This is a genomic window from Streptomyces sp. NPDC001750 (assembly GCF_042892615.1).
Classification (GTDB): Bacteria; Actinomycetota; Actinomycetes; order Streptomycetales; family Streptomycetaceae; genus Streptomyces.
Genome location: NZ_JBIAUE010000019.1, coordinates 59748 through 85613 on the forward strand (window position 1 = coordinate 59748; position 25866 = coordinate 85613).

Genomic DNA, 25866 nt, shown 5'->3' on the forward strand with positions numbered 1-25866 from the left:
GCGGAGGCGGGAACGGGTTTGAACCGAGCTGCACCGACTCCCCGCTGCGCACCGGCCGTTTCGCCGCTCCCGGTCAACACCGAATTCGAAAGACGCCCTCGAACCATCCCTCACAAGGGTGACAAGATGTCGCCATGCCATTACCGACCGCTACGCTCGCTGTGTGACCCACACCGCTCGCCGTATCGGCCGTTCCCTCGCTCTCGTACTGCCCGTCGTGATGGTCCTGTCCGGGACCCTCGCCGTCACCAGCGTGCCGTGGGCAGCGCACAGCTCCGATTCGCAGGTCCTGGCCGCGTCGGCCCAGGACGTATCGAAGCGCGCCAAGGCACGTGCCCCGCAGGACATCCTCCGTGACCGTCTGCTCGTGGAACTCCGCGAGCAGGACCCGGGCGTCGCGCTGACGGACCTTCAGCGCTCCGTCGAGGGCCGGCCCGCTCTCGCCCGGCACTGCATGTCGATCGCGAAGGCGCTGGGCCGGGCGGCGGTCGAGCAGTACGGACCGACGCGCGCCCACCGGTTCTCCCGCCCCGTCTGCGACACGTCGTTCGCCTCCGGCGTCGCGCAGTTCAGCTGACCCCTCGGCAGGCGGGCCCAGCACCGGTCGGCGCGACGCCGGTCGTCCCGACATCGGCCGGCGCGACACCCGGTCCGTCCGGCACCGACCGTCCCGGCACCGATCGGCCCGTCGCTCGACCGGCCGACCCACGGCCCCGCACAACACGACACCAGGCACCACATATCGTGCCTGGTATGCATACGTATCCGACGCAGGCCGTGATCCTGGCAGGTGGCCAGGGATCGCGGCTGCGCCCGTACACCGACGACCGCCCCAAGCCGATGGTCGAGATCCCGGGCACCGGGACCCCGATCATCGGCCATCAGCTTTCCTGGCTGGCCGCCGAGGGCGTGACCGACGTCGTGGTGTCGTGCGGTCATCTGGCAGAAGTACTGCAGGAATGGCTGGACTCGGCGGTGCTGCCGCTGCGCGTGACGACCGTCGTGGAGTCCGAGCCCCTGGGTCGGGGTGGCGGCCTGAAGTACGCCGCTGCCCGGCTGCCCGACCCGGACCAGCCCTGGTACGCCACCAACGGCGACATCTGGACGCGCTTCTCGCTGCGTGAGATGGCCGCCTTCCACGCCGAGCGCGACGCGACCGCCACGCTGGCGCTGGCCCGCCCCCGGATCCCGTGGGGCGCCGTGGAGACGGACGCGTTCGGGCACATCACCGACTTCATCGAGGCGCCGCCGTCGCCGTATCTGATCAACGCCGGCGTGTACGTCTTCTCGCCGGCCTTCACCACCCTGCTGCCGGACCGCGGCGACCATGAGCGGACGACGTTCCCGAAGCTGGCGCGCGAGCGCAGGCTGGCGGGGTACCCGCTGCCGCACGGGGCGTACTGGCGGGCCATCGACACGGCGAAGGACCTGACCGAGGCCGCCAAGGAACTCGACGGCGGGTGACTCCGCTCGACGGCCGGTGACTCCGGTGGTTCCGAAATCTCCGTGAGCACCCGCGGCGGAGGTCGCCGCAGGTGCGCGTGCACCACGTACGCGGAGGGGCGGTCACCGGATCCCACCGGTGACCGCCCCTTCTTCGTCCGTCGTTCCCGTCCGCCTCACCCGGCCCGCCTCGGGACGAGGTGAGGCGGACGGGCGCCCGGCTCAGCCGAGCAGGCCCCCGATCGGGTTCTGCCCGGCGCCCGACGTTCCTCCGGTGGAACCGCTGTCGTCCGGGCCGCTGCCGCCCGTGGGGCCGCCGCCGGTGCCCGTGGAACCCGAGGAACTCGGGCCGGAGCTGCTTGCCGGGGGCTGCTGCGGAGTCGTCTGCCGCGGGACCTGCTGGACGGTGCCCTGGGTCTGGCTGGGCTGCCCGGCGCCGGTCGTCGCACGGCCCGGCTCGCGCACGGAGTCCGAGGGAGGCGTGGACGCCCGCGTGGACGGGGTGGTGGGGGCGCCGCTGCGGGTCGGCGACGGGCGCTGCCCCTCGGGCGTGTGCGAGGCCTCGCCGGTACGGGACTTCTCCGGGAGCGGGGAGCCGGGCAGCTGGTTGGTCGGGTTGCCGTTCGGGCCCGGCACGGTCACGACCCCGGAAGAGCGGACGGCCCCGCCGAGGATGGAGCCCACGAGGAACGTGAGTCCGACGACGAGGGTCGCGACGGCGGCGCCCCGGCGCAGCACCCGGCGACGCAGGTCCCAGATCGCCGAGCGCGGGCCGAGCGTGCGCCATGCCTCGCCGGCGAGCCGCCCGTCGACGGAGTAGACCGGCGCGCCCGCGATGATCAGCGGGCTCCAGGCGGCGAGGTAGATGATGTCGGGCGCGTCGTACACGGCGACGCTGCGCCAGCTCACGGTGACCAGCAGGGCGGCGGAGAGCAGGGCCCCGACGGACGCGGCGACGCGCTGCCAGAGGCCGAGCACGGTGAGGACGCCGACGACGACCTGGAGGAAGGCGACGGTGAGCCCGGCGCCCACCGGGTGCGAGAGCGCGAAGTCGCGCAGCGGCTCGGCCAGCGCCCAGGGGTGCAGCGAGTTCAGCCACGTGACCATGGAGCCGCGTTCGCCACCGTCGAAGTACACCGGGTCGCACAGCTTGCCCATGCCGGCGTAGATGGAGATGAAGCCGAGGAAGACCCGCAGGGGCAGCAGCACCACGCCGAGGTTCATGCGGCGTCCCGGGTAGTAGGCGTGCCGCACGGCCTCCTGAGCCTGGCGGCGGCCCCGGGCCTCCGTGCCGTCGTCGTACGCGGCCCCGGCCCCGTCACCGGCAGCGTCCACGTATCCGTCGTATCCGGTGTCGCGGCCGTACCCCTCGCGGCCGTACGGACCGTGGTCGACGGGGTCGTAGGCACCGACCGCCTGGCGCATCGGCGGCAGCAGCGGACCGTTGCCGTGGGGCCCCGGCTGCTGGGGCGCGGTGACGACGGGATTGGGCTGGGTCTCCTCCAGGCAGTCGATCAGTTGGGTGCTGCCCGTGCCGAGCCCGCCGTCGAACTCGCCGGGGTGCCCGGAGTCACCGCGGTGTGCACGGGAGTCGTAGGCGTCGTACGCGGCCGTCGAAGGGCCTGCGGCCGAGTTCCGCACGGCCTGGAGGAGTCCGGTGGCTCCGGGGTCGCCGGGGGCGGACCTGCCGCTCCACACGACGGGCGCACGCCTGCCGCGCGCCGTTCCGGAGGACCCGCTCATGGCGGGGATCCTGGGCACGCCCGCGGGGGCCAGCCCGCGCAGCCGTGCGCGCTGGCCGGGCGCGAGCTGCACCCGGAAGCTGGCGTGGTTGACGATGACCTGCGCAGGGTCGCAGTCCACCTTGGTCATGCTCAGGGCGGGTAGTTCGTCGAACCGAGGCGTTCTGGTGTCCACACTCATCTAACCGAGTGATGAGTGTTTAGGACACTGCCTTGACGAGCCCGATGTGTCCGAGACCCGTCAATCATGTCCGAGACGCGTCAACGACGGCTCTCGGACGGAGCGGGAACGGACCGGACGGAACGATTGACGGGCCGTACGGGACGGCTGACGGGACGAGGCCGGACCAGGCCAGGCCGGGCCGGACCGCCGAACGGGACGAGACCGGGGCGGACGGGCGGGACCGGGGCGGACGGGCGGGACCGGGGCGGACGGGCGGGACCGGGCCGGACGGGCGGGACCGGGCCGGACGGGCGGGACCGGGCCGGACGGGCGGGACCGGGCCGGACGGCCGACCCCGCCCGAAGGTGCCTCAGGCCCGGCGCCGCGCGGCCTCGTAGAGGACGATCCCGGCCGCGACACCGGCGTTCAGCGACTCGGCGCCGCCCGGCATCGAGATGCGGACGCGGTAGTCGCAGGTCTCGCCGACGAGACGGCCGAGTCCCTTGCCCTCGCTGCCGATGACGACGACGACCGGGCCGTCGAGCGCCTCCAGGTCCTCGACGGTGTGCTCGCCGTCCGCGGCGAGGCCGACGACCGTGAGGCCCGCCTTCTGGTAGCCCTCCAGGGCCCGGGTCAGGTTCGTCACCCGGGCGACCGGCGTACGGGCCGCGGTGCCCGCCGAGGACTTCCAGGCACCGGCCGTCATCCCGGCCGCGCGACGCTCCGGCACGACCACGCCGTGCCCGCCGAACGCGGAGACGGAACGGACGATCGCGCCCAGGTTGCGCGGGTCGGTGACACCGTCGAGGGCGACGATCAGCGGCTCCTCGCCGTTGTCGTGCGCGGCGACCACCAGGTCGTCCGGGTGCGCGTACTCGTACGGCGGGACCTGGAGGACGAGGCCCTGGTGGTTCAGACCGTTCGTCATCCGGTCCAGCTCGGCGCGCGGCGCCTCCATCAGGTTGATGTTGCCGCGCTCGCCCGCGAGCTGGAGCGCCTCGCGGACCCGCTCGTCGTTGTCGATGTACTGCTGGACGTACAGGGTCGTCGCGGGCACCCCGTCGCGCAGGGCCTCGTAGACCGGGTTGCGGCCGACGACCATCTCGGACGTGCCCTTGACGCCGCCGCGGCGCGGCGCAGGGCGGCGGTGCGCGGCCTGCTTGGCCTTGGCGTTGGCGACCCGGTTCTTCACGTGCCCCTTGCGCGCGGAGGCGGGCGGCGTCGGGCCCTTGCCCTCCAGGCCACGGCGTCGCTGGCCACCGCTGCCGACCTGCGCGCCCTTCTTGTTGGCAGTGCGGCGGTTCCTGCGCTGGCTGTTCCCGGCCATGACCTACCTGTTTCGTTGCTGCTCGGACGAGCGTGCGTTGCGTACGTATATGAAGTGTGCCCCCATGAGTGTGCCGTCCGGGACTCCGGACGGCACACACGGGATGCCTACGGGCTGTCTACGGGCGCGGGCCGAGGGTCCAGCGCGGTCCGGCCGGGCTGTCCTCGATGACGAGCCCGGACTGGCCGAGCTGGTCGCGGATGGCGTCGGCGGCGGGCCAGTCCTTCCGGGCGCGGGCAGCCTCGCGCTGGTCCAGGACCAGGCGTACGAGCGTGTCCACGACCCCGTGCAGATCGTCGCCGCGGTCGTTCTCGCCCGCCCAGTGCTCTTCCAGCGGATCGAGCCCGAGGACCCCGAGCATCGCCCGTACCTCCGCGAGCCGGGCGACGGCCGCCTCCTTGTCGTCGGCTGCCAGCGCGGAATTGCCCTGCCGGACCGTGGTGTGGACGATCGCGAGCGCCTGCGGGACGCCCAGGTCGTCGTCCATCGCCTCCGCGAACGCGGGCGGCACCTCACGGGCCGGGGCGACCACGCCGCCCGCCTTCTCGACGACCCGCTGCACGAAGCCCTCGATCCGCGCGAACGCGGACTCCGCCTCGCGCAGGGCCTCATCGCTGTACTCGATCATCGACCGGTAGTGCGGGGTGCCGAGGTAGTAGCGCAGCACGATCGGGCGCCATGCCTTGACCATCTCGCCGACCAGCACCGAGTTGCCCAGCGACTTCGACATCTTCTCGCCGGACATGGTGACCCAGCCGTTGTGCACCCAGTACCGCGCGAACTCGTCGCCGAACGCCTGGGCCTGGGCGATCTCGTTCTCGTGGTGCGGGAAGATCAGGTCGATCCCGCCGCCGTGGATGTCGAAGGCCCGGCCGAGGTACTTGTGCGCCATGGCCGAGCACTCCAGGTGCCAGCCGGGCCGGCCGCGGCCCCACGGGGTCTCCCAGCTGGGCTCGCCCGGCTTGGACGCCTTCCACATCGCGAAGTCGCGCGGGTCGCGCTTGCCGGTCTCGCCCTCGCCGGACGGCTGGCGCAGATCGTCCAGGTCCTGGTTGGACAGCGACAGATAGCCCGGGAAGGAACGCACGTCGAAGTAGACGTTGCCGTCCGCCGCGTAGGCGTGACCACGTTCGATCAGGCCCCGCATCATCTCGACCATCTCGGTGACGTGCCCGGTCGCGCGCGGCTCGTACGTGACCGGCAGGCAGCCCAGCGCGTCGTACCCGGCGTTGAACGCCCGCTCGTTCTCGTAGCCGATGGCCCACCACGGCCGGCCCTGCTCGCCGGACTTCGCGATGATCTTGTCGTCGATGTCGGTGACGTTCCGGACGAACGTGACGTCGTAGCCGCGGTACTCGAACCAGCGGCGCATGATGTCGAAGTTCAGACCGGACCGGATGTGCCCGATGTGCGGGGCCGCCTGAACGGTGGCACCACACAGGTAGATCGAGACACAGCCCGCCGTGAGCGGGACGAAGTCACGGATCTGCCGGGCGCTGGTGTCGTACAGGCGAATAGTCACGCCTCAAGGGTAGTGGGCGTGCACCAGTGCCCCGCGCCCCCTCGGGGGTCGCGGGGTCTTCTTCGCGGGAATGCGGTGTGCGCCGACGACTGCCTCAGGTCCGCGAGAGGACCTTGCGCGGCGTGATCCGGACGATCACGTGCTCGGTGGCGGTGGGGCCGACGGGTCGAACTCCGCATACGGCTCGTCGGTATACACGGACAGCTCGTCGACGAGCTCCCGCGCTCCCGCACCGCTCCCGGGGTCGTCCCGCGTCGGCGATGCGGGAGATGCCGCGGGGCGGGTCAGCCGGTGCGGTGGACCAGCGCGGTCGCGATCCCGGCGAGGCCCTCGCCCCGCCCGGTGAAACCGAGCCCGTCGGAGGTGGCGGCGGAGAGCGAGACGGGCGCCCCCACGGCGTCCGAGAGCACCCGCTGCGCCTCCTTGCGCCGCTTGCCGATCTTCGGCCGCACACCGACGACCTGGACGGCGACGTTCCCGATCTCGAAGCCCGCGGCCCGTACGATCCGCGCCGCCTCGGTCAGCAGCGTGACCCCGGAGGCGCCGGACCACTCGGGCCGCCCGGTGCCGAAGTGCTGCCCGAGGTCGCCGAGACCGGCGGCCGAGAAGAGCGCGTTGCACGCGGCGTGCGCGACGACGTCGGCGTCCGAGTGCCCGGCCAGGCCCGGGCCCTCGCCCTCCCACAGCAGGCCCGCGCACCACAGCTCGCGGCCCTCCTCGAAGGCGTGGATGTCGGTGCCGATCCCGACGAGCGGGATCACCGGTCCGGCCGTCCGGACCTGCGCCGCATCCCCGTCGGCGGACGCGGCGGACCGCTGCCCCGCCGACTCGTTCCCGGCCGCCATCGTCCCGGGAACCGTTTCCTCAGAAGCCATCGTTCGCCCTCCTGCGCGCGAGTACCGCCTCGGCCAGCACCAGATCCAGCGGCCGGGTCACCTTGAACGCCTCCTCGTGCCCGGGGACGACCACGACCGGCTCCCCGAGCCGTTCCACCATGCCCGCGTCGTCCGTGGCGCCCTCGCCCCCGACGACGACGGTGCGGTGCGCGCGCACGAGCGTGTCGCGGTCGAAGCCCTGCGGGGTCTGCACGGCGCGCAGCCGGGCCCGCTCGGGCGTGCCGAGCACCGGCTCCGGTTCGCCCGGCGCCCCGGGCTCCACCTCCTTGACGGTGTCGGCGAGCGGCAGCGCGGGGACGACGGCGGGCGCGCCGTCGCGCACCGCCTCGATCACCGCGTCCACCGTGTCGACGGGCACCAGCGGGCGCGCCGCGTCGTGCACGAGCACGACGGAGACGTCCTCGGGCAGGACGTCGAGGCCGAGGCGCACCGATTCCTGGCGGGTGTCGCCACCGGGCACGACGAGGTAGTCGGTGCGTTCGGGCAGGGCGTGCTCGTTCAGCAGGTTCTTGACCTCGGGGGCGCCGTCCGGCGGCGCCACGACGACGACCAGCGAGACGGAACGGGACGCCGCCATGGCCCGTACCGCGTGGATGAGCATCGGCGTCCCGCCCAGCCCGCGGAGCGCCTTCGGGGCGCCCGGGCCGAGCCGGACACCGCGGCCGGCCGCGGGAATCACGGCGGCGGTGCGGGAGAGGCGCGGTTGATCAGACATCGGTTGCACTCCGGAGCTTCGGCATGTTTGTTTCCACGGCCGACGTGGGTATGGCGACAAGCGAGCCGGGCGCCGAGCCGCGACTCGACCGGGCCCTTTCCGTGACACCCGGTCGAAGCCGGACGAGCCGCATCGGCCGCTCGGGATCGGCTGCGCAAGATCGCGAGCAAAGTATCGGGGGGATCGCCGCTGAAGCCAACGCAAGGGTGCGACGGAACATAATCGTCGCCATTCAGCCACGTCCTGGCTGAATCCAGACGGTTCACGCCGCCCTTCGCCGCACCCGGCCTTCGTCGTACCTGCCGTGCCCGACGACCGCACCGCACCGCACCGGATACGGGAGCGCCCACCCGGATACAGGGAACCGCGTGCCGGCTATCGGCAAGCATGCGGACATGCCGCAGCGCCCGACCGACGTACCGTGATTACGGTTGTCAGCGGGCACCGCAGCACATTTTCATGACCGGCACAAGCCGGTTCAGGACGCGAGTACCTCGTCGAGCAGAGCCTCGGCCTTGTCCTCGTTCGTGTTCTCCGCGAGAGCGAGCTCGCTCACCAGAATCTGGCGGGCCTTGGCCAGCATTCGCTTCTCACCCGCGGAGAGTCCGCGCTCGCGCTCGCGACGCCAGAGGTCGCGAACCACTTCGGCGACCTTGATGACATCGCCGGAAGCGAGCTTCTCCAGATTTGCCTTGTAGCGCCGGGACCAGTTCGTCGGCTCTTCGGCATACGGCGCACGCAGCACCTCGAAGACCCGGTCCAGCCCCTCCTGCCCGACCACGTCGCGCACACCCACGAACTCCGCATTGTCCGCCGGCACACGAACCGTCAAGTCGCCCTGGGCGACCTTGAGCACCAAGTAGGTCTTGTCCACGCCTTTGATCTGGCGAGTTTCGATAGCCTCGATCAGCGCGGCCCCGTGATGGGGATAGACCACGGTGTCGCCAACCTTGAACGTCATGTGACAGGTACCCCTTCCGTGGCTATCAAGGGTAACACGAGAACAGCTTCTCCTGAATGGCGTTTTCGCAGGTCAGGGCATATCTCGGGGCTTGACAACAGCGACACGTACGTGCTGCGGAAGGTTCACGGAAGCCGGTATTCGCAGGTCGGAGCGGCTGCGTGGGCGGGACGAAACGTGCACCTCACGCACCCCGGAACCCCCCTCTGAAGTGGTCGAACGTCCCGTTTTGTCGGGTTCTCGACGCCAAACTTTCCATACTTCGTTCGAAGATCGCTCACCCGTACAGATGTATGCGCGGAGGTAAGCGGAGGTAAGTGCTGCCGTTCAATGGAATTGATCGACACTGCGCCGTGATCACTAATGCGCACGGAATGCGCCACCCTCATGAATTGATCACCGGCAATATGTGAACGCCATGTGTCGGCGCATGCGGATCGCGCACGGTGATCGGATGCGGGGGCACGTGATGCCCGGATGCGGCGACCGGATGTGGGTGCCTGTTGCCCCGACGCAGATGCTCGTTGTTCCGATGCGACTGCCCCGCAGCCCGGTTGCGCCCGCCCCGCGCATCCGGGCACGGCCGCCCGGTGTGTCCGCTCGCGGCTTCCTCTCGCCGCGAGCGGACGCGCCGCTCCGAAGGCGGTGCCGGCACGGCACCGTCGGCCTGGGGACAGCCCTTAGGGAGCGCCGGGGCGGGAGTGCGGAGCGTGTAAGGGGCGGGTCGGGTGCGGGGCGGGCGAGGCGGCTCGGTAGCCTAAGGCCGCTGACACACACTTAGGGCGGCTTTACGCCGCTCGCAGGGCGACCCCGCGTCGCTCGACCACCCGTCCGCAGTCCGATCGTTCAAGGAGTTGCCGCCGCCGTGAGCCGCAGCCTTCGACACGGCGCCCTCGCCGCCACAGCCATCGTGTTCTCGATCGCCTCGCTCACCGCGTGCGGTGCGGGCAATGACGCAGCCACGCTCCAGATCAAGCCGGACAGCGCCGCCACCACCTCCGGTGATATCAGCATCCAGAACGCGAACCTGATCACCCAGCCCGAGCGCAACGCGGAGGGACCGGCCGTGGTCTCCGCCACGCTCTTCAACAACGGCACCAAGCAGCAGACCCTCGACTCGGTCACCCTCCCGGGCACGAACGCCACGGTGAAGCTGCACGCCGCCGAGGGCAGCGGCCCCGTCGTCGTCCCGGCCGGCGGCAGGGTGATCATCGGCGGCAAGGGCAACGCGTCCGCCGTGATCGAGAACGGCCGCGAAGCCGCCCCGAACGGCAGCGTGCAGAACGTCGTCTTCAAGTTCAGCTCGACCGGCGAGATCCCGCTCGGCGTGTTCGTCGTCCCGGCGACCAGCTACTTCACGGACTTCGGCCCGAGCTCACTGCCGACGGCTCCCTCTCAGAAGCCGACCTCGCCGGCCACCTCGCCGACCGGCTCCACGACGCCGGGTGCCCCGGGCGAGGCCCACTCCGAGAACGACACGCCTGCCCAGGACAACGCCGAGGCCGACGCCCCGTCGGGCGACTGACCGGACGGGCACACAGGGACACGTCGGCACCCGCAGCTGATGGGTGCCGGTCCCCGGCAGGCGCACGAGGCGCACGGGAACGTGCACGTCGGAGGGCGCCCCCCTTTCGGGGGGCGCCCTCCGACGTCGCGTACCGCCGTCGTCTACGGCTCGAACTTGTACCCCAGGCCGCGGACCGTCACCAGGAAGCGCGGCGCGCCGGGGTCCGGCTCGATCTTGGCCCGCAGGCGCTTGACGTGGACGTCGAGGGTCTTGGTGTCGCCCACGTAGTCGGCGCCCCAGACCCGGTCGATGAGCTGCATGCGGGTCAGCACACGGCCCGCGTTGCGCAGCAGCATCTCCAGCAGGTCGAACTCCTTGAGCGGCAGGTCGACCTTGCCGCCCGCGACCGTGACGACATGGCGGTCCACGTCCATGCGGACCGGGCCCGCCTCAAGCGCTGCCGGGGTGACCTCCTCCGGCTCGCCCCGGCGGCGCAGCACGGCGCGGATGCGGGCGACCAGCTCCCGCGAGGAGAAGGGCTTGGTGACGTAGTCGTCGGCTCCTATTTCCAGGCCGACGACCTTGTCGATCTCGCTGTCCTTGGCGGTGACCATGATCACGGGGACGTTGGACCTGCTGCGCAGCTGACGGCAGACCTCGGTGCCGGGCAGGCCCGGCAGCATCAGGTCGAGCAGTACGAGGTCGGCGCCGTTGCGCTCGAACTCGTCAAGACCGTCCGGTCCCGTGGCCGCGACGGCGACTTCGAAACCCTCCTTGCGGAGCATGTAGGACAGGGCGTCGCTGAAGGACTCCTCGTCCTCGACGACAAGCACTCGGGTCACGGAAGGACCTCCGGGGCAGGGATTGGTTCAAGGGTGTCGGGGTGAGCGGGCCCGTAAGGGCCCTCGTCGCCGTCGGCGACGAGCGGTCCGCCCGAGCTGCGGTCCCGTTCCCGTGCGGGGCCCGCTTCGGGCAGCCGCAGGGTGAAGGTGGAGCCCTGGCCCTCCGAGCTCCAGACCGTGACCTCCCCGCCGTGCGAGGCGGCCACGTGCTTGACGATGGCGAGGCCGAGGCCGGTGCCACCGGTGGCCCGTGAGCGGGCCGGGTCGACGCGGTAGAACCGTTCGAAGACCCGCTCGCGGTCCTTCTCCGAGATGCCGATGCCCTGATCGGTCACCGCGATCTCGATCTGGTCCCCGCCGGGTACGGACACACGCCGGGCGGCGATGCCCACTCGGGTACGGGCGGGGCTGTAGTTGACGGCGTTCTCGACGAGGTTGCCGAGCGCCGCGGCGAGCTGACCGCGGTTGCCCCATATACGGAGCTCCGCGGTGCCGCCCGCGGCCATGGTGATCTGCTTCGAGCCGGCCTGCTGGCGGCAGCGGTCGATGGCCTCGGCCACCAGCTCGTCCACGCGTACCGGTTCGGCGTCCTCCAGCGGGTCGTCGTTCTGCACCCGGGAGAGGTCGATGATCTCCTGCACGAGGTTGGTCAGCCGGGTCGCCTCGATCTGCATCCGCCCGGCGAACCGCTCCACCGCCTCCGGATCGTCGGAGGCGTCCAGCACGGCCTCGGAGAGCAGCGAGAGCGCGCCGACCGGGGTCTTGAGCTCATGGCTGACGTTGGCGACGAAGTCGCGCCGTACCGCCTCTATGCGGCGGGCCTCGGTGAGGTCCTCGACCAGCAGCAGCACCAGCCGGGAGCCCAGCGGGGCGACCCGGGCGGAGACCGCGAGGGCCTCGCCGCGGCCGGTGCCGCGGCGAGGCAGGTCCAGTTCGACCTGCCTTATCTCGCCGTCCCTGCGGGTGTCCCTGGCCATGTTCAGCATCGCGTCGACGGCGAGCCGTCCTCCCCTGACCAGCCCCAGCGCGTAGGCGGCGGAGCTGGCCTTGACCACGCTGTCGCTCTCGTCGAGCACGACGGCGGAGGAGCTGAGCACGGACAGGACCGTGTCCACACCGGGAGGAAGAGCCGCGTTGTTGTCGGGCCGCAGAGAGGTTCGCGTCGGCTTCTTCTGGTCGCGCTCGCTCCAGCGGAACGCGAGCATGGCGATCACGCCGGTACACGCACCGCCGATCGCCGCAGCTGCGGCGACTGCCGCGTTCACGTCCATACGTCAAGGTTATGCGGGTCCGGGAGGACTCTCCCAGCCATCCGGGTGCCTGTCCGAACACTCGTCGCCCAGAGTTCACCGAGGAGCAAGGGACGGTTCACTTGGGCGGCCGGAAGCGGACGCGTACGCCGCCCAAGGTGGCAACGTGGGGCTCACAGCCTGCCCCGGTATTGCACAGAAGACTGGAGAGGGACTTCCATGCGTGACGCCTACCACGAGGAACTCGACTCGATCGGCGAGGGGCTGGTCGAGATGGCCCGGCTCGTCGGGTCGGCGATCGGCCGGGCGACGACGGCCATGCTCGATGCCGATCTCAAGCTCGCGGAGAGCGTGATCGCCGCGGACCAGAAGGTCGACGACCTCCAGCACGACCTGGAGGCCCGGGCCATAGCCCTGCTCGCGCGCCAGCAGCCGGTGGCGACCGACCTGCGCATCGTGGTGACCTCGCTGCGGATGAGCGCCGACCTGGAGCGCTCGGGCGACCTCGCCCAGCACGTCGCGAAGCTCGCCCGGCTGCGGTTCCCGGAGTCGCCGGTGCCGCGCGACCTGCACGCGACGATTCTGGAGATGGGGCAGCTTGCCCAGCGCCTGATGGCCAAGGCGGCCGAAGTGATCATCACGAAGGACGTCGATCTGGCCCTCCAGCTGGAGCAGGACGACGACGAGATGGACCTGCTGCACCGCACCTTGTTCCAGCACCTGATGGACGACCGCTGGAAGCACGGCATCGAGACCGCCGTCGACGTGACGCTCCTCGGCCGCTACTACGAGCGCTTCGCGGACCACGCGGTGTCGGTCGCCAAGCGTGTGGTCTATCTGGTGACGGGCGAGCACGCCGACGAGATCCAGCAGCAGGCCTCGGTGGAGGGCGCGTAACGACCTCGTCCACGATTGGCAGTGGAGGAAGGAGCGGTGTCTGGGGCCTTCGAATCCAAGGCGGAGGTGGGAGTCGGATGGGGTCTCCCCTGCTCGAACGCAGCTGAGAGCTTGGGGAAGGAGCGTCGGGGACTGACGACAACGCCGGAGGCGGAGGTCCCAGACACCGCGACGCCGCTGACAATCGTGGACGAGGCCGTAACCGGACGGGGTGCCCGGCGGAAGTCCCGAGGGCCGGACAGGTCCGGATGCGGGGCGGCGTGCGCGGTCGCATTTCGATCGCACACGCGTTCTGCACGTGTGCGCCGTTGATGCGCCCGCCCCTGCGGGCGTCCAATGGGATGGGGCGGCACGCCTGGTCCGTACGCCCCGGCCGTGCGTACGTCGCTGTCGGCGCACGGCCCTGTCGTACGCCTTGAGGAGGAACCATGGCCGATTCCCCCACGACCGACCCCCGGCAGGAAACCCCCGCCGACGTGGTGCACCTGCCCCTGCTCGGCGCCTGTGGCTGCGGCTCGGGCTGCGGCTGCGGCTGCCAGTCCGGCGCTCCGTGCCAGTGCGGCGGCTGCTGCGGCTGACCGAGGCCGCCCAGCAGTGACGGGCGCGCCCCGCGCGGAGTGACACGTCTCCGCGCGGGGCGCCGCTGTATGTGCCACAGCCGTGTGTCACAACCGTGCGAGTCGGGGACGCGTGCGCCGGGGGCGTATGGGCTATGAGCATGTGCGCCGTCGGCATGTGGGCCGTGTCTTCATGGGCCGTGGCTGTACACACGCCCCGCATGTGTCATCGGCCATGCGTCACGGAACATGCGCCGCGTCGCGCCCCGTACGGCAGGCGCTCAGCCGCTCTCCACGGACGTGTGCTCGGACGCCGACGGGGTGGCCGACCCGTTGCGCGTGCCTCCCTCGCTCGCGACGCACTCGACACGCTCGGCGCTCCCGACACGCTCGGAACTCCCGGCGCTCCCGCTCCCGCCGTTCCCCGCCCGGACGCCCGCCGCCGCGGCCCCGCCGTCGAGCGCCGCGGCGGACTCCTCCTGAAGGTTCCGCATCAGCAGCCAGTACCCGAGCGCGGCACCGGTGCCCAGTACCGCACACGCCCCCCACAGCCACTGCGCCCCGAAGCGGTCGATGACCTGGCCCGACATCAGGGGCGCGACCAGCGCCGCGGCGGACCAGGACATCGTGTACATGCCCTGGTACCGGCCGCGGCCCTGGGCCGGCGAGAGCCGGACGACCAGGCCGGTCTGGATAGGCGAGTTGACGATCTCGGCGACCGTCCAGACGCAGATGCTCAACGCGTAGACGGCGACGGACCCGGCGAACGCGGTCAGCCCGAACCCGTATCCCGCCAAAAGGGAGGACACGACGAGCAGCCGACGGGGGTCCCGGTGCTCGATGAAACGGGTGACCGGGATCTGGAGTACCACGATCAGCACACCGTTGACGGCGATGGCGGTACCGAAGTCGGAGCTGGAGAAGCCGTCCGCGCCCATGGCCACCGGCAGGCCCACATATCCCTGCTGGAAGATCAGAGCGATGACGAAGGACAGCCCGACAACACTCATGAACCGGCCGTCGCGCAGCACGGTGGAGAGCCGCACCTCGCCCGCACGCCCGGCGGCCACCCCGTCGGCAACCGTCCGACCGGGTGCCCCGTCCTTCCCGGGCCACGTCCCGGGCACGGGCCGCGACTCGGGCACCTTGACGAAGACGACGACGGCACAGATCAGCGTCATCGCGGCCTCGCCCAGGAACCCGGCGAGATAGCTGTACTCGGCGACGAATCCGGCCCCGGCCGACGAGACGGCGAAGCCGAGGTTGATCGCCCAGTAGTTGAGCGAGAAGGCCCTCACCCGGTCCTCGGGCCGCACGATGTCGGCCATCATGGCCTGAACGGCGGGCCGCGAGGCGTTGCTGGCCATGCCGACGACGAAGGCGACGGCGGCGATCGCCACCGGATCGACCATGAATCCGAGCACGGCCACGGACACGGCGGTCGAGGTCTGTGCGATCAGCATGGTGGGCCGACGCCCCAGCCGGTCCGTCATCACCCCGGCCCCGAGCGCGGACACGACCCCGCCGAGCCCGTGCAGCGCGGCCACCAGACCGGCGTACGAGGCGGAGTAGCCCCGCTCCAGGGTGAGATAGAGCGCCATGAACGTGGCGACGAACGCTCCCAGACGGTTGACCAGCGTGCTGGTCCACAGCCACCAGAACTCCCGGGGGAGCCCGGACACGGACTCCTGTAGAGCCCGTCTGACACCGGCGACAGACATACGGAATCCCCCCAGGGAAGTACGACGGAGCGAACACCACCGGTAAGAGGCCCGGCAGCGATCCGAACATTACGATCAACGGATTCCGGATCGCCAGTCGATTGACGCGCCCCGTCAATCGACGCGCTCCCGCCCCGCCCCGAGCGCGCACCGCCCCCGTCCGCCCCGGCTCCGAACCCGGCGACGGACTCCGACCCGGCCCCGGTCAGGGGCCGAGTCCGCCCTGGTCAGGGGCCTGGACAGGTGTTGGCCCACCCCCGGCCGTCCGTCCTGTGACCGTCCGCGCGGCGCTCGCGGGGCTTCGATTACGCTCGGAGCCATGGCCGACGCACCGTACAAGCTGATCCTCCTCCGTCACGGCGAGAGCGAGTGGAACGCGAAGAACCTGTTCACCGGTTGGGTGGACGTCAACCTCACGGAGAAGGGCGAGAAGGAGGCTGTCCGCGGCGGTGAGCTGCTGAAGGACGCCGGTCTGCTCCCCGACGTGCTGCACACCTCCCTCCAGAAGCGCGCCATCCGCACCGCGCAGCTCGCGCTGGAGTCCGCGGACCGCCACTGGATCCCCGTACACCGCTCCTGGCGCCTGAACGAGCGCCACTACGGCGCCCTCCAGGGCAAGGACAAGGCGCAGACGCTCGCCGAGTTCGGCGAGGAGCAGTTCATGCTCTGGCGCCGCTCGTACGACACCCCGCCGCCCGCCCTCGAGGACGGCACCGAGTTCTCCCAGAGCGACGACGCCCGTTACGCGACGATCCCGCCGGAGCTGCGCCCGCGCACGGAGTGCCTCAAGGACGTCGTCGTCCGCATGCTGCCGTACTGGTACGACGGCATCGTCCCGGACCTCCTGGCCGGCCGCACGGTCCTGATCGCCGCCCACGGCAACAGCCTCCGGGCCCTCGTCAAGCACCTCGACGGCATCTCCGACGCCGACATCGCGGGCCTGAACATCCCGACCGGCATCCCGCTCTTCTACGAACTGGACGCCGAATTCCGCCCCGTGAAGCCGGGCGGCACCTACCTCGACCCGGAGGCCGCGAAGGCCGCCATCGAGGCCGTGAAGAACCAGGGCAAGAAGAAGTAGCCACTGCGCTCCGACAGCCCCCGTCCGCGGTTCGCCGCGGGCGGGGGCTCGTCGTTGTACGCGGCCGGCCCGGGCGGGAGGCGTCGTGCGTGGCGTCTCCTCCGGTCCTCCGTCAGACCTCCGCCCGTCCCCGTCCGGGAGTCAGTCGAGGCCGCCGAGCTCGGCGGCGAGCTCCGCGTCGCGCATGCCCGGCAGGGCGTACCCCTCGCTCTCGTCCCACGGGACGTCGACGTCGTCCATGTGCACGTGCCACTCCGCCCCGGCCACGGCGCGGCGCAGCTCGGTGACGGAGTCGAGCACGTGAGTGAGCACCGGGAGCCATCGGCCCGGATCGCTCGGCAGCTTGGTGGATCCCGCGAGGATCTCGTCGTCCTCGTCGCCGCCGAGGTCGTAGAGGTAGAAGTCTTCCTCGTCGTCGTACGGGAACGACGCCGTGCGTGCGGCGACGACACGCTCGACCGCGGCGGATTCGGGGCCGGTCAACGGCTCTGCCCGACGGGCCCTGTAGTAGACGGAAACGCTCATGTCCCGAGCGTACGACGGGGGTGTGACAACGCCGGGCGGGCGAACGGGCGGGGGCCGGGGCGGTTCCGGGGGACGGCTCCGGGACCGGGGGCGGTTCCGGGACGGGGACGACTCCGGGACGGGGGCGGTTCCGGGACCGGGGCGGGGGTGCGGGGCACGTCGGTGATCGGTCCGGCGGTGGCCGCGTGGTCGCGCCCCCGGCCGCGGGGCTTCGCTCCTATCCCAACGCCTGTCCCACGCGCGCCGCGAGGGTGTTCCAGGGGCGGCACGGGACGACCGGCAGTCCGTGGCGGGTCGCCTGGGCGGCGAGCCAGTGCGAGTAGGCGGCGCTGACCTGAGCCCGGTGCCGCTGCTCGCCGTTGCCCGGCTCCCGGGAGGCGTAGTTGGCGGTGATCCGGTCCGGGTCCTCCTCGTGCAGGAACACCGCCCGTACGCGGCGACCGGAGCCGGCGCCGCGGTTGATCGCCGTCGCGGCCACGGCCGGGGTGAGGTAGTCGCCCTCGATCACTGCGGGGGCGTCGACGGTCAGGCGGTTGTCGACCACGCCCAGCACCGCGGGTTCCAGGGCACGGGCGGTGGCGATCTGGAGGTCGAGCACCTCGTCGACAGTGAGCCCCGAGGTGTCGGGGATGTCGTCGAAGTGATGGACGGCAGGGTGGTGTTCGGCCGTCGTCATCGCCTCGACAGCGCTGACCACGTCGTCGAACTCGACCACGAACGCCGTGTGTTCGGCCGCGAGCCGCGCGGCCAGTCGGCTCTTGCCAATGCCTGACGCCCCGCCAACCAACAATATGTCCCATGATGTTCCTGTCACGGAACGAACGTACCGTGCGGTCCCCGGCCCCGCCCCGGCGCCTGGCGCTACCGTGAGGCGGAGCAACGGTCCGTGTGCGGGCGGGAGTCCACCCGTACGGGGTCGCAGCCGCGCGAGTGCGGTACGGGCCCCGGGCGGGCCGTGCGCGGAGAGCAAGGAGAGCGGGGAGAGCAACCATGGGCGAGCCCCTGAAGACCTTCGTCGGCGGCGCCGAAGTCGACGTGCCCAACAGCATTCCGGCCATCCGTGCCGCGTTGCCCGAGGAGAGACGCGAGGAGTTCGACCGCGCCATCAACGACGCCGGGGTGGGCGAGATCCAGGCGGTTATGCGCCACTGGATGCTGGAGGCCGTACCCGATCCGGAGGCCGAGAAGATCCTGGACCGACTGGCGCAGGACGAGGCCGAGAGGCGGACCGTCGCTTGAGTTTCCGCATCTCCTACGCCCCGCCCGCCGACGACACCCTGGCCAAGATGCGCGACGGCGAGGTCTTCCGGGACGAAATGGCCCGCACCCTGGGCCGGGACCCGTACGGGCACGGGTCCACCGCCGTCAAGAGCGAGCGCGACCGCCGCGAGGCGACGGTCGCCGGGGCCATCGTGCTCTATTACGTGTCCGGGTCGGTCCTGATCGTCACGGTGGTGAGGCTCGTCCCGCTGCCGTGAACGACCGGACCCGGCCTTTCCGTTCCACTGCCGTGAACGACCGGGCCGGCCCCCGCCTTTCCTTCCGCCCCCTCGCCCGGTCGGATCCGGGCAGCCGTGGAAGGAACGACCACTACCCGAACGACCATTACCCGAACAGCCACGGGTCGACCGGCCACGGGTCGACCGGCCAGTGCTGCGGCTGGAAAGGTTTGCCGGGAAGCTCGCGACATCCGGTGCGGTGCGCCGCAAGGCGGAGGAGCGCCCTCGTACGGGACGTACTCGGGTGATGCGGCAACGCCGCGAGGTGCCGCGCCGGGCGTCGCGAGCCGGCGAACCGTTCCGGTCGCAGCACTAGGCCAGCTTCTTGGCCTGCGCCTCGACCACCGCGGCCGGCAGCTCGAAGTCGCCACCGCTGCCCATCGCGGCCAGGTTCATCGAGGAGAACGAGGCGAACGAGGCGCCCTGACGCATGCCCACCAGCTTGAGCTGTATCTTCTCCCCGTCGGCAGCCATCTCCACGCTCCAGGCGGCCGCTTCCTCGCCGCCGGTGACCTGCGCCTCGGTGACCTTGGTGATCTTGTTCTTGGTACCGGCCGCCGTGAACTCGAACCCGCCCGCACACTCGGTGGCGGCCTTGCGCAGTGCGGCGACCGAGTCGGCCGCGCCCGTGCCGTCGTAGGAGCCGAGCGCGAGCTGCGTGGTCGTGATGTCCATCGCCGCCTTGAGGATCTCCTCGGGCTTCAGGCCCTCCTTCTTCTTGGGCTCACTGACGACCGTCCGCCTGGTGAACGCCGCGGGCTCACCGACCTCCGCGCCCATCAGCGCGTTCGCGAGCGGGGTGCAGGCGGCGTTCGCGGACTTGACGTCGTCCTTGGAGACCGTGTCCTTGGCCGCGGCCTTGGCGATCTTGTGGCCCTCGACGTCGCCCTGGGCCAGCGCCGCCTTCTCCAGTTCGGCGGCGGTCAGCGCCTTGGCGGCTGGCTTCGCGGCGGCGGACTCCTTGCCCTTGTCCGCCCCCTTGTCTCCGGAGCCGGAACCGGAGTCCGAGCCTCCACCGCACGCGGTGGCGAGCAGGGCCACACACACCGCGGTGGCGGCAAGGGCGGTACGGCGTATGGCGGTGGGTCGCATGATCCGGATCCGTATCTCTGTGCAGGAATTGAGGATTCGACTCACCTTAGAAGCACATTTTGTTTGTTGATCAATCAAGCTGGGAAAGCGGTGCGATCGTGACGGCGCTGTGATCACGCTGTGAATGAGCTGTTCGTCACCACGATGCACAGAAATTACGACTTCGGGGGAAAGCCACTCATGGCGAACGACGACCTGACCTCGGTCGTACTGCGGTCGGTCGGTCTGAGGGAGGACCGGATCGCCGCCCTCATGCGTCTCACCGGAGGCACCTTCAACACCGTCACCCGGGTCACCCTCACCAACGGCGACGACTGGGTGGTCAAGGTCCCACCGCCCGCGATCGACGGGACCTTGATGAGCCATGAGCGCGACCTGCTGGTCAATGAGGTCGAGTTCTACACCTGCACAGCCGGTACGGCACCGGTGCCGCGCGTGCTCCACAGCCAACTCGACCCGGCGTCGCCGACCGGCCCGTACCTGATCGTGTCGGCACTTCCGGGACGCCCCTGAAGTGACGTCGCCGACGACATCGCCGCCCATGACGCCACCACCACGCGCTCCGCGGCGCCGGACGCCTCCGTTCCAGGCGCCAGCATTCCGAAAGCCTCAGCTCCGGGAGTCGCCACCCCGGGCGCCGCCGCGCCGGGAGCCGCTGTTCCAGGCGCCGCCGCGCCGGGAGCCGCTGTTCCAGGCACCTCCGCTCCGGATGCCGAGGAACGTCGGCTCAGGAACGCACTGGGCAGGATCGTCGGCCGTACGCATTCCCTCACGGGCTCCGCCGGATTCGGCTACCCGGGGCAGGCGCTGGGCCCGCTGTCCGCGACCTGGCGGCAGGCGTTCACCGCGATGACCGACGCCGTCCTCGCCGACGCGGACGCGTACCGGGCCCGGCTGCCGCGCCCGACGGCGGACATCCGCGCGCTGCTCGCCGCCGCGTCGCCCGTCCTCGACGATGTCACCCGGCCCGCCCCGGTCCACTTCGACCTGTGGCAGGGCAACCTCCTCGTCGACGGCGAGCCGGGCGCCCGCTCCCTCGGCGGGATCGTCGACGGCGAGCGGATGTTCTGGGGCGACCCGGTCGCCGACTTCGTGTCCCTCTCCCTCTTCGCGGACCCGGAGGACGACGAGGATCTCCTCACCGGGTACGCCGAGGGCAGCGGACAGCCGATGGTGTTCGACGCGTCCGCACGACTGCGGCTCGCGCTCTACCGCTGCTACCTCTACCTGATCATGCTGGTGGAGACCGTCCCGCGCCGAGTCCCCCGGGAGCAACTGGACTGGACGTGGCGGGAGGTCGGTCCACAACTCGTGCGGGCCCTGGGCGACGTGGAATCGGCGCTGCGGTCGGGGGACTGAGCCCAGCGGGCCCGGTTCGACCGGTCAGGCGGTCAGCCGGCCAGTTGGCCAGTTGGCCAGCCGGTCGGGCATTAGGGCTCTCGGAGCAGTTGGGCAGTCGGCCGGTCGAGCGGTCAGCCGGACGGCCGTTCCGCCGGGCGTCAGCGTTCCGGACGTTCGGTCAGGTGCCTGAACGCCTCCAGGTTCCGCGTGGACTCGCCGCGCGACACCCGCCATGCGTATTCCTTGCGGATCGCGCTCGCGAACCCCAGTTCCAGCAAGGTGTTGAACGAGCCGTCGGCCGCCTCCAGGACCGTCCCGAGCAGCCGGTCCAGCTCCTGCGGCGTGACCACGGAGAGCGGCAGTTTGCCGACGAGGTAGATGTCGCCGAGCCCGTCGACCGCGTAGCTCACGCCGAAGAGGCGAAGGTTGCGTTCCAGCAGCCAGCGGTGGACCGCCGGCTCGTTCTCGTCCGGGCGCCGGATGACGAAGGCGTTGAGGGAGAGCGAGTGCCTGCCGACCCGCAGCGAACAGGTGGTGGACAGCTTGCGCGTGCCGGGCAGCTTGACGACGTAACTTCCGGGTTCCGGGCTCTCCCATTCGAGCTCGGCGTCCTTCAGCGCCGCCTCGATGATCCGCGCGACCGGTGCGGCCTCCGCGAGCTGCGCGGTCTCTCCCGGTAGTGCGGCCTGCGCGGCCGCTTCCGGTTGTGCGGCCCGCGCGGTCCGTTCCGACGGCGTGGTCCGCGTGGCCCGCTCCTGCCTCCCGGTCCGCTCCTGCCGTTCGTCCTGCTGCGGCCGCCCGTCCCGCGCCGTCACGTCGGCCATCGCCGCATCAGCCGTCGTCGCTTCCTCGGGTGCGTCAGCCATGGTGCGAGCGTACGCGACGGCGGCGCGCGTGCATCGCGGCCGTGTACACGTCGGCGGTCGCCGACGCGGCGGTGTCCCAGCCGAAGCCCTGCGCGTGGGCCGCCGCCGCCGCGCCCATCCGGGCGACCAGGTCCGGCGCGTCCGCGAACCGGGCCAACGCCTCCGCGTACGCCCCCGGTTCGTGCCCCGGTATCAGGAAGCCGGTGATCCCGTCCCGCACCGCCACCGGGAGCCCGCCCACGGCCGCCGCGACGACCGGGGTGCCCGCCGCCTGCGCCTCGATCGCGACCAGCCCGAAGGACTCGCTGTGCGAGGGCATGACCAGCACGGACGCGGCCCGGAACCAGTCGGCGAGCTCGTGCTGCCGCACCGGCGGGTGGAACCGTACGACGTCCGCGATGCCCAGCCGCGCCGCCAGCTTCTGCAACCCCTCCGGCTTGGCGAGCCCGCTGCCGCTCGGACCGCCGACGATCGGTACGACCATTCGGGTACGCAGCGAGGGGTTCCGGTCCAGCAGCACCGCCACGGCCCGCAGCAGCACGTCCGGGGCCTTCAGCGGCTGGATGCGGCCCGCGAAGACCGGGATCAGGGCCTCCTGCGGCAGTCCGAGGCGGGCCCGGGCCGCGGCGCGCCCGTCGGCCGGGCTGAAGCAGTCCAGGTTGACCCCGGGGTGGACGACGGCGACGGAACCGGGGTCGGCGGCGTAGAAGCGGATCAGTTCGTCCGCCTCCTCGGCCGTGTTCGCGATCAGCCGGTCGGCCGCGTCGACGATCTGGGTCTCGCCGATGACGCGGGCGGCCGGCTCCGGTGTGTCGCCCTCCGCAAGTGCCGCGTTCTTGACCTTGGCCATGGTGTGCATGGCGTGGACGAGCGGGACGCCCCAGCGCTGGGCGGCGAGCCAGCCGACGTGGCCGGAGAGCCAGTAGTGGGAGTGGACCAGGTCGTAGTAGCCGGGGCGCTGGCCGGCCCACACCTGCATGACTCCATGGGTGAAGGCGCAGAGCTGGGCGGGCAGCTCCTCCTTGGCGAGCCCTTCGTACGGTCCCGCGTCGACGTGCCGGACCAGGACTCCGGGCGCCAGATCGACCGCTGGGGGCAGTCCGCCGGTGGTGGACCGGGTGAAGATCTCGACCTCGATGTTGATCGCGGCCAGGCGCCTCGCCAGCTCCACGATGTAGACGTTCATGCCGCCCGCATCGCCCGTTCCGGGCTGGTGCAGGGGCGAGGTGTGCACGGAGAGCATCGCGATACGGCGCGGCTTGCGGTGACCGCCGGGGAAGGCCGCGGGGAACCTGAGACGCGGCGCCACACGACTGCTGCCGAGCCGGGAGACGTACTGACTCACGTCGTCCGGTCCTCCTCACTCAGGGCACGACACGGAGGGACCCAGCCCCTCCCGCGGGGAAACAGCGGAACCTCTCCTTTCATTTCCGCTTTACCAAATCATTACGAACTTCGCCGCGCGGGCCCGCATTCACCTGCCCGTGCCCCGCGCCTGGTGCCACATGCCGCACGCCACACGCCGCGCGCGCTCAAGGCGCGTGGGCACCTCCCGCTGCCGCCCGCCACCCCGGCCCCCCCTACTCACCCGCTGTCCCCTCACTCCCCCGCCACCCACCGCCCGGCAGTCGTTACGCTCGCTGTCATGCGCCCCATCGGCACCGCGACCCGCGGGACCACCAACCCGAACCGGCTCCGCCGCATGGACCGCTGGATCGCCGCCGCCCACGGCCCGGCCCTGCACCGCGCCGACGCCCCTCTCGCCGTCGATCTCGGGTACGGGGCCGCCCCCTGGACGGCCGTCGAACTGCTCCAGCGCCTGCGCACCGCCGAAGCGCGCACCGAGGTGGCCGGCATCGAGATCGACCCGGAACGGGTCGCGGCGGCGAAGCCGTACGAACGCGAGGGCCTCACCTTTCTGCACGGCGGCTTCGAGATCCCGGTCCCCCGGCGCCCCGACCTCATCCGGGCGGCGAACGTGCTGCGCCAGTACGACGAGGGCGAGGTGGCGGAGGTCTGGCGGCTGCTGTGCGCCCGCCTCGCGCCGGACGGGCTGCTGGTGGAGGGGACCTGCGACGAGATCGGGCGTCGGCACGTATGGGTGGCACTCGGGCCGGAGGGCCCGCGCACGGTGACGTTCGCAGCCAGGCTCGGCTCCCTGGACCGCCCCTCCGACCTCGCGGAACGCCTGCCCAAGGCGCTGATCCACCGCAATGTGCCGGGCGAACCGGTCCACGCCTTCCTGCGCGACTTCGACCGGGCGTGGGCCGCGGCCGCCCCGTACGCGGCGCTCGGCGCCCGGCAGCGCTGGATCACGGCGGTACGGGCGCTGTCGGCCGACTGGCCGCTGACGGACGGGGTACGGCGCTGGCGCCAGGGCGAGGTCACGGTGCGGTGGGCCGCGCTCCGACCCGACGCGTACTGAGACACGCGCACTGAGACACGCGTTCTGAAACGCGAGCACTGACGCGAGCACGGAGACGCCAGCACTGAGACGCGAGCACTCGAGCGCTTGAGACGCGCGTACTGAGACATGTACTGAACTGGCAGCCCGGTATGTATGCACGGGGCCCGCCTCCGCGGCCCGGCGCGCACCGACTTCGCAACCGAGCGCCCCCCGGCGCGTGCGCGTATTGCCAACATTTCGGCCCGATCTGTGTGATGGTCGGAACAGCATGTGTGGGCCTCTGTTGCTTTTCGGGACGGCGTGGCACGATCACGCCGTCGAAGAAAAGTTACTGACGGTTAATCAAGTGCTTTCGGAGGGGGATCACGTGAACCGACGTCACTGTGCCGCAGCCGCGATCACTCTGGTCTGTGCGCTGACCGTGCTCACCGCGCCGGTCGAGGCGTTCGCCGCGCCCTCCCCGCCGTCCCCCGCCGCATCGCGGCACGCGTCGGATCCCAAAAACCCCGTCGGGCCCGGGACCGGGGCGAAGACGAAGGCGAAGAAGCAGTCGAAGGCGTCGGAGCCGAAGAAGAGCCTCGAAGAGGTACGCGAGGAGATCGAGGCCCTCTACCGCAAGGCGGGTGCGGCCACCGACGCGTACAACCTCGCCGCCGAGAAGGCCAAGAAGCAGTCCAACGAGATCGTCAGGCTGGCCCGGGCCATCGTCGTGGGCCGGGCGAAGATCACCGAGCTCAAGAGCCAGGCGGGCGCCCAGGCCCGCGAGCAGTACCGCAGCGGGGGGCTGCCGCCCGGGGCGCAGCTGATGCTGAGCGACGATCCACAGCTGTTCCTGGACGGGGTGAACCGGGTCCGGGAAGGCCAGCAGGCCGCCCGCGGCGTCCTCGGTGAACTGACCAGGACCCAGCAGAACCTGGAGACGTACAGCAAGGACGCGAGCACCAACTGGGAGAAGCTCGAAGCCAACCGCCTGAAGCAGGCCGAGGCCAAGAAAGAGATCAAGGAACAGATAGCGGCGGCGAAGAAGCTGGAATCCCGGCTCGAGAAGGAGGAGCGGGCCCGGCTGCTCAAGCTGGAGCAGGAAGCCGCGTACAAGATGCAGACGGCGTGGCTCAGCTCCGGCGCCCTGAAGGACATCAACCGCGAGGCGAGCGCGAGCGGGAAGAAGGCGTTGGCCTTCGCAACCGCGCAGATCGGCAAGCCGTACGTGTGGGGCGCCGAGGGGCCCGACTCCTACGACTGCTCGGGGCTGACGTCGCAGGCGTGGGCCGCGGCCGGCCGGCCGATCCCGCGCACCTCTCAGGAACAGTGGCGGCTGCTGCCGCGCATCGCCATCAAGGACATGCGCCCCGGCGACCTGATCATCTATCACGACGACGCCAGCCACGTGGGGATGTACATCGGCGACGGCGCCATCGTCCACGCCCCGCGCCCCGGCCGCGACGTCACGCTGGCGGGCGCGGGTTCGATGCGGATACTCGGCGTGGTCCGCCCGGACAAGTAGAACGCCGC

At 71.3% G+C, this 25866-nt stretch carries 24 protein-coding genes and 1 pseudogene; 11 read left to right on the forward strand and 14 right to left on the reverse strand.

What is annotated here, in order from left to right; all coding sequences use genetic code 11:
* Window positions 1-163 precede the first annotated feature (163 nt).
* Together ACFYY6_RS26220 and ACFYY6_RS26225 are read left to right on the forward strand one after the other, a co-directional pair.
* Window positions 164-577, forward strand: a complete 414-nt coding sequence (locus tag ACFYY6_RS26220) for a hypothetical protein (RefSeq protein ID WP_351519392.1) — start codon at window positions 164-166, stop codon at window positions 575-577.
* Between the two features lie 176 nt (window positions 578-753).
* Window positions 754-1464 (forward strand): NDP-sugar synthase, encoded by a 711-nt coding sequence (locus ACFYY6_RS26225; RefSeq protein ID WP_388650685.1) that lies wholly within the window; start codon window positions 754-756, stop codon window positions 1462-1464.
* A 201-nt stretch (window positions 1465-1665) separates the two neighbouring features.
* Here ACFYY6_RS26225 and ACFYY6_RS26230 read toward each other — a convergent pair whose 3' ends face one another.
* From ACFYY6_RS26230 to ACFYY6_RS26255, 6 genes are all read right to left on the reverse strand, one after another.
* Window positions 1666-3366, reverse strand: a complete 1701-nt coding sequence (locus ACFYY6_RS26230) for a DoxX family membrane protein (RefSeq protein WP_351525231.1) — start codon at window positions 3364-3366, stop codon at window positions 1666-1668.
* 352 nt (window positions 3367-3718) lie between these two features.
* Window positions 3719-4675, reverse strand: a complete 957-nt coding sequence (rlmB, locus tag ACFYY6_RS26235) for a 23S rRNA (guanosine(2251)-2'-O)-methyltransferase RlmB (protein WP_351525230.1) — start codon at window positions 4673-4675, stop codon at window positions 3719-3721.
* 118 nt (window positions 4676-4793) lie between these two features.
* The gene (gene cysS / locus ACFYY6_RS26240) at window positions 4794-6197 is read right to left on the reverse strand and encodes a cysteine--tRNA ligase (protein WP_351525229.1); all 1404 of its coding nucleotides are present in this window, start codon (window positions 6195-6197) and stop codon (window positions 4794-4796) included.
* A 284-nt stretch (window positions 6198-6481) separates the two neighbouring features.
* Window positions 6482-7072: a 2-C-methyl-D-erythritol 2,4-cyclodiphosphate synthase gene (gene ispF, locus ACFYY6_RS26245; RefSeq protein WP_389195435.1), complete on the reverse strand. Its 591-nt coding sequence runs from the start codon at window positions 7070-7072 to the stop codon at window positions 6482-6484.
* Complete coding sequence (gene ispD, locus ACFYY6_RS26250) at window positions 7062-7808, reverse strand: 2-C-methyl-D-erythritol 4-phosphate cytidylyltransferase (RefSeq protein ID WP_386608304.1); 747 nt, start codon at window positions 7806-7808, stop codon at window positions 7062-7064. Before ispD ends, ispF begins: the two co-directional genes overlap by 11 nt.
* A 478-nt stretch (window positions 7809-8286) precedes the next feature.
* Window positions 8287-8769 (reverse strand): CarD family transcriptional regulator, encoded by a 483-nt coding sequence (locus ACFYY6_RS26255; protein WP_006380568.1) that lies wholly within the window; start codon window positions 8767-8769, stop codon window positions 8287-8289.
* Window positions 8770-9634: 865 nt separating this feature from the next.
* On the opposite strand from ACFYY6_RS26255, the gene ACFYY6_RS26260 reads away from it, so the two are divergent.
* Window positions 9635-10294 (forward strand): DUF461 domain-containing protein, encoded by a 660-nt coding sequence (locus tag ACFYY6_RS26260; RefSeq protein ID WP_389195438.1) that lies wholly within the window; start codon window positions 9635-9637, stop codon window positions 10292-10294.
* A gap of 143 nt (window positions 10295-10437) precedes the next feature.
* Here ACFYY6_RS26260 and ACFYY6_RS26265 read toward each other — a convergent pair whose 3' ends face one another.
* Both ACFYY6_RS26265 and ACFYY6_RS26270 read right to left on the reverse strand, forming a co-directional pair.
* Window positions 10438-11118, reverse strand: coding sequence for a response regulator transcription factor (locus tag ACFYY6_RS26265; protein ID WP_073789279.1), 681 nt, complete (start codon window positions 11116-11118; stop codon window positions 10438-10440).
* Window positions 11115-12389, reverse strand: coding sequence for an ATP-binding protein (locus tag ACFYY6_RS26270; RefSeq protein ID WP_351525225.1), 1275 nt, complete (start codon window positions 12387-12389; stop codon window positions 11115-11117). The genes ACFYY6_RS26265 and ACFYY6_RS26270 overlap by 4 nt, the downstream gene beginning before the upstream one ends.
* A 198-nt stretch (window positions 12390-12587) precedes the next feature.
* On the opposite strand from ACFYY6_RS26270, the gene phoU reads away from it, so the two are divergent.
* Both phoU and ACFYY6_RS26280 read left to right on the forward strand, forming a co-directional pair.
* Window positions 12588-13265: a phosphate signaling complex protein PhoU gene (gene phoU / locus ACFYY6_RS26275; RefSeq protein WP_351525224.1), complete on the forward strand. Its 678-nt coding sequence runs from the start codon at window positions 12588-12590 to the stop codon at window positions 13263-13265.
* A 428-nt stretch (window positions 13266-13693) separates the two neighbouring features.
* On the forward strand, window positions 13694-13843 hold the full coding sequence (locus ACFYY6_RS26280; protein WP_351628438.1) for a hypothetical protein: 150 nt from the start codon (window positions 13694-13696) through the stop codon (window positions 13841-13843).
* 260 nt (window positions 13844-14103) lie between these two features.
* Here the strand turns inward: ACFYY6_RS26280 and ACFYY6_RS26285 are convergent, their stop codons facing one another.
* Entirely contained in the window at window positions 14104-15543 is a 1440-nt protein-coding gene (locus ACFYY6_RS26285; RefSeq protein WP_386608302.1) for an MDR family MFS transporter, read from the reverse strand.
* A 319-nt stretch (window positions 15544-15862) separates the two neighbouring features.
* Here ACFYY6_RS26285 and ACFYY6_RS26290 point away from each other — a divergent pair, with 319 nt between their 5' ends.
* The gene (locus ACFYY6_RS26290) at window positions 15863-16624 is read left to right on the forward strand and encodes a phosphoglyceromutase (protein WP_351521014.1); all 762 of its coding nucleotides are present in this window, start codon (window positions 15863-15865) and stop codon (window positions 16622-16624) included.
* 141 nt (window positions 16625-16765) lie between these two features.
* Here the strand turns inward: ACFYY6_RS26290 and ACFYY6_RS26295 are convergent, their stop codons facing one another.
* Together ACFYY6_RS26295 and ACFYY6_RS26300 are read right to left on the reverse strand one after the other, a co-directional pair.
* Window positions 16766-17149 (reverse strand): hypothetical protein, encoded by a 384-nt coding sequence (locus ACFYY6_RS26295; protein WP_351521012.1) that lies wholly within the window; start codon window positions 17147-17149, stop codon window positions 16766-16768.
* 217 nt (window positions 17150-17366) lie between these two features.
* Window positions 17367-17963, reverse strand: coding sequence for an AAA family ATPase (locus ACFYY6_RS26300; protein ID WP_386608301.1), 597 nt, complete (start codon window positions 17961-17963; stop codon window positions 17367-17369).
* 176 nt (window positions 17964-18139) lie between these two features.
* Here ACFYY6_RS26300 and ACFYY6_RS26305 point away from each other — a divergent pair, with 176 nt between their 5' ends.
* The gene (locus ACFYY6_RS26305; protein ID WP_073789286.1) at window positions 18140-18388 is read left to right on the forward strand and encodes a hypothetical protein; all 249 of its coding nucleotides are present in this window, start codon (window positions 18140-18142) and stop codon (window positions 18386-18388) included.
* The gene (locus tag ACFYY6_RS26310) at window positions 18385-18627 is read left to right on the forward strand and encodes a hypothetical protein (RefSeq protein WP_073789288.1); all 243 of its coding nucleotides are present in this window, start codon (window positions 18385-18387) and stop codon (window positions 18625-18627) included. Before ACFYY6_RS26305 ends, ACFYY6_RS26310 begins: the two co-directional genes overlap by 4 nt.
* A 333-nt stretch (window positions 18628-18960) precedes the next feature.
* Here ACFYY6_RS26310 and ACFYY6_RS26315 read toward each other — a convergent pair whose 3' ends face one another.
* Window positions 18961-19740 carry a hypothetical protein gene (locus ACFYY6_RS26315; protein ID WP_389195443.1) on the reverse strand — a complete coding sequence of 260 codons (780 nt, stop codon included), beginning with the start codon at window positions 19738-19740 and terminating at the stop codon, window positions 18961-18963.
* A gap of 180 nt (window positions 19741-19920) precedes the next feature.
* On the opposite strand from ACFYY6_RS26315, the pseudogene ACFYY6_RS26320 reads away from it, so the two are divergent.
* Window positions 19921-21099, forward strand: a pseudogene (locus ACFYY6_RS26320) (phosphotransferase family protein).
* A 140-nt stretch (window positions 21100-21239) separates the two neighbouring features.
* On the opposite strand, the gene ACFYY6_RS26325 reads toward ACFYY6_RS26320, so the two are convergent.
* Together ACFYY6_RS26325 and mshA are read right to left on the reverse strand one after the other, a co-directional pair.
* Window positions 21240-21713, reverse strand: a complete 474-nt coding sequence (locus tag ACFYY6_RS26325) for a YbjN domain-containing protein (protein ID WP_351521024.1) — start codon at window positions 21711-21713, stop codon at window positions 21240-21242.
* A 226-nt stretch (window positions 21714-21939) separates the two neighbouring features.
* Entirely contained in the window at window positions 21940-23292 is a 1353-nt protein-coding gene (gene mshA, locus ACFYY6_RS26330; protein ID WP_389195446.1) for a D-inositol-3-phosphate glycosyltransferase, read from the reverse strand.
* Between the two features lie 300 nt (window positions 23293-23592).
* On the opposite strand from mshA, the gene ACFYY6_RS26335 reads away from it, so the two are divergent.
* Both ACFYY6_RS26335 and ACFYY6_RS26340 read left to right on the forward strand, forming a co-directional pair.
* Window positions 23593-24372, forward strand: a complete 780-nt coding sequence (locus ACFYY6_RS26335) for a class I SAM-dependent methyltransferase (protein WP_351521003.1) — start codon at window positions 23593-23595, stop codon at window positions 24370-24372.
* 349 nt (window positions 24373-24721) lie between these two features.
* Entirely contained in the window at window positions 24722-25858 is a 1137-nt protein-coding gene (locus ACFYY6_RS26340) for an NlpC/P60 family protein (RefSeq protein ID WP_351521001.1), read from the forward strand.
* The last annotated feature ends 8 nt before the right edge of the window (window positions 25859-25866 follow it).

Coding starts and splice junctions, on each gene's coding strand:
- ACFYY6_RS26230 (WP_351525231.1), bottom strand. CDS start 3,366: ATGAGTGTGGACACCAGAACGCCTCGGTTCGACGAACTACCCGCCCTG.
- ACFYY6_RS26285 (WP_386608302.1), bottom strand. CDS start 15,543: ATGTCTGTCGCCGGTGTCAGACGGGCTCTACAGGAGTCCGTGTCCGGG.
- ispF (WP_389195435.1), bottom strand. CDS start 7,072: ATGGCTTCTGAGGAAACGGTTCCCGGGACGATGGCGGCCGGGAACGAG.
- ispD (WP_386608304.1), bottom strand. CDS start 7,808: ATGTCTGATCAACCGCGCCTCTCCCGCACCGCCGCCGTGATTCCCGCG.
- ACFYY6_RS26335 (WP_351521003.1), top strand. CDS start 23,593: ATGCGCCCCATCGGCACCGCGACCCGCGGGACCACCAACCCGAACCGG.
- ACFYY6_RS26295 (WP_351521012.1), bottom strand. CDS start 17,149: ATGAGCGTTTCCGTCTACTACAGGGCCCGTCGGGCAGAGCCGTTGACC.
- ACFYY6_RS26315 (WP_389195443.1), bottom strand. CDS start 19,740: ATGCGACCCACCGCCATACGCCGTACCGCCCTTGCCGCCACCGCGGTG.
- ACFYY6_RS26225 (WP_388650685.1), top strand. CDS start 754: ATGCATACGTATCCGACGCAGGCCGTGATCCTGGCAGGTGGCCAGGGA.
- ACFYY6_RS26270 (WP_351525225.1), bottom strand. CDS start 12,389: ATGGACGTGAACGCGGCAGTCGCCGCAGCTGCGGCGATCGGCGGTGCG.
- ACFYY6_RS26290 (WP_351521014.1), top strand. CDS start 15,863: ATGGCCGACGCACCGTACAAGCTGATCCTCCTCCGTCACGGCGAGAGC.
- phoU (WP_351525224.1), top strand. CDS start 12,588: ATGCGTGACGCCTACCACGAGGAACTCGACTCGATCGGCGAGGGGCTG.
- rlmB (WP_351525230.1), bottom strand. CDS start 4,675: ATGGCCGGGAACAGCCAGCGCAGGAACCGCCGCACTGCCAACAAGAAG.
- ACFYY6_RS26255 (WP_006380568.1), bottom strand. CDS start 8,769: ATGACGTTCAAGGTTGGCGACACCGTGGTCTATCCCCATCACGGGGCC.
- ACFYY6_RS26305 (WP_073789286.1), top strand. CDS start 18,140: ATGGGCGAGCCCCTGAAGACCTTCGTCGGCGGCGCCGAAGTCGACGTG.
- ACFYY6_RS26280 (WP_351628438.1), top strand. CDS start 13,694: ATGGCCGATTCCCCCACGACCGACCCCCGGCAGGAAACCCCCGCCGAC.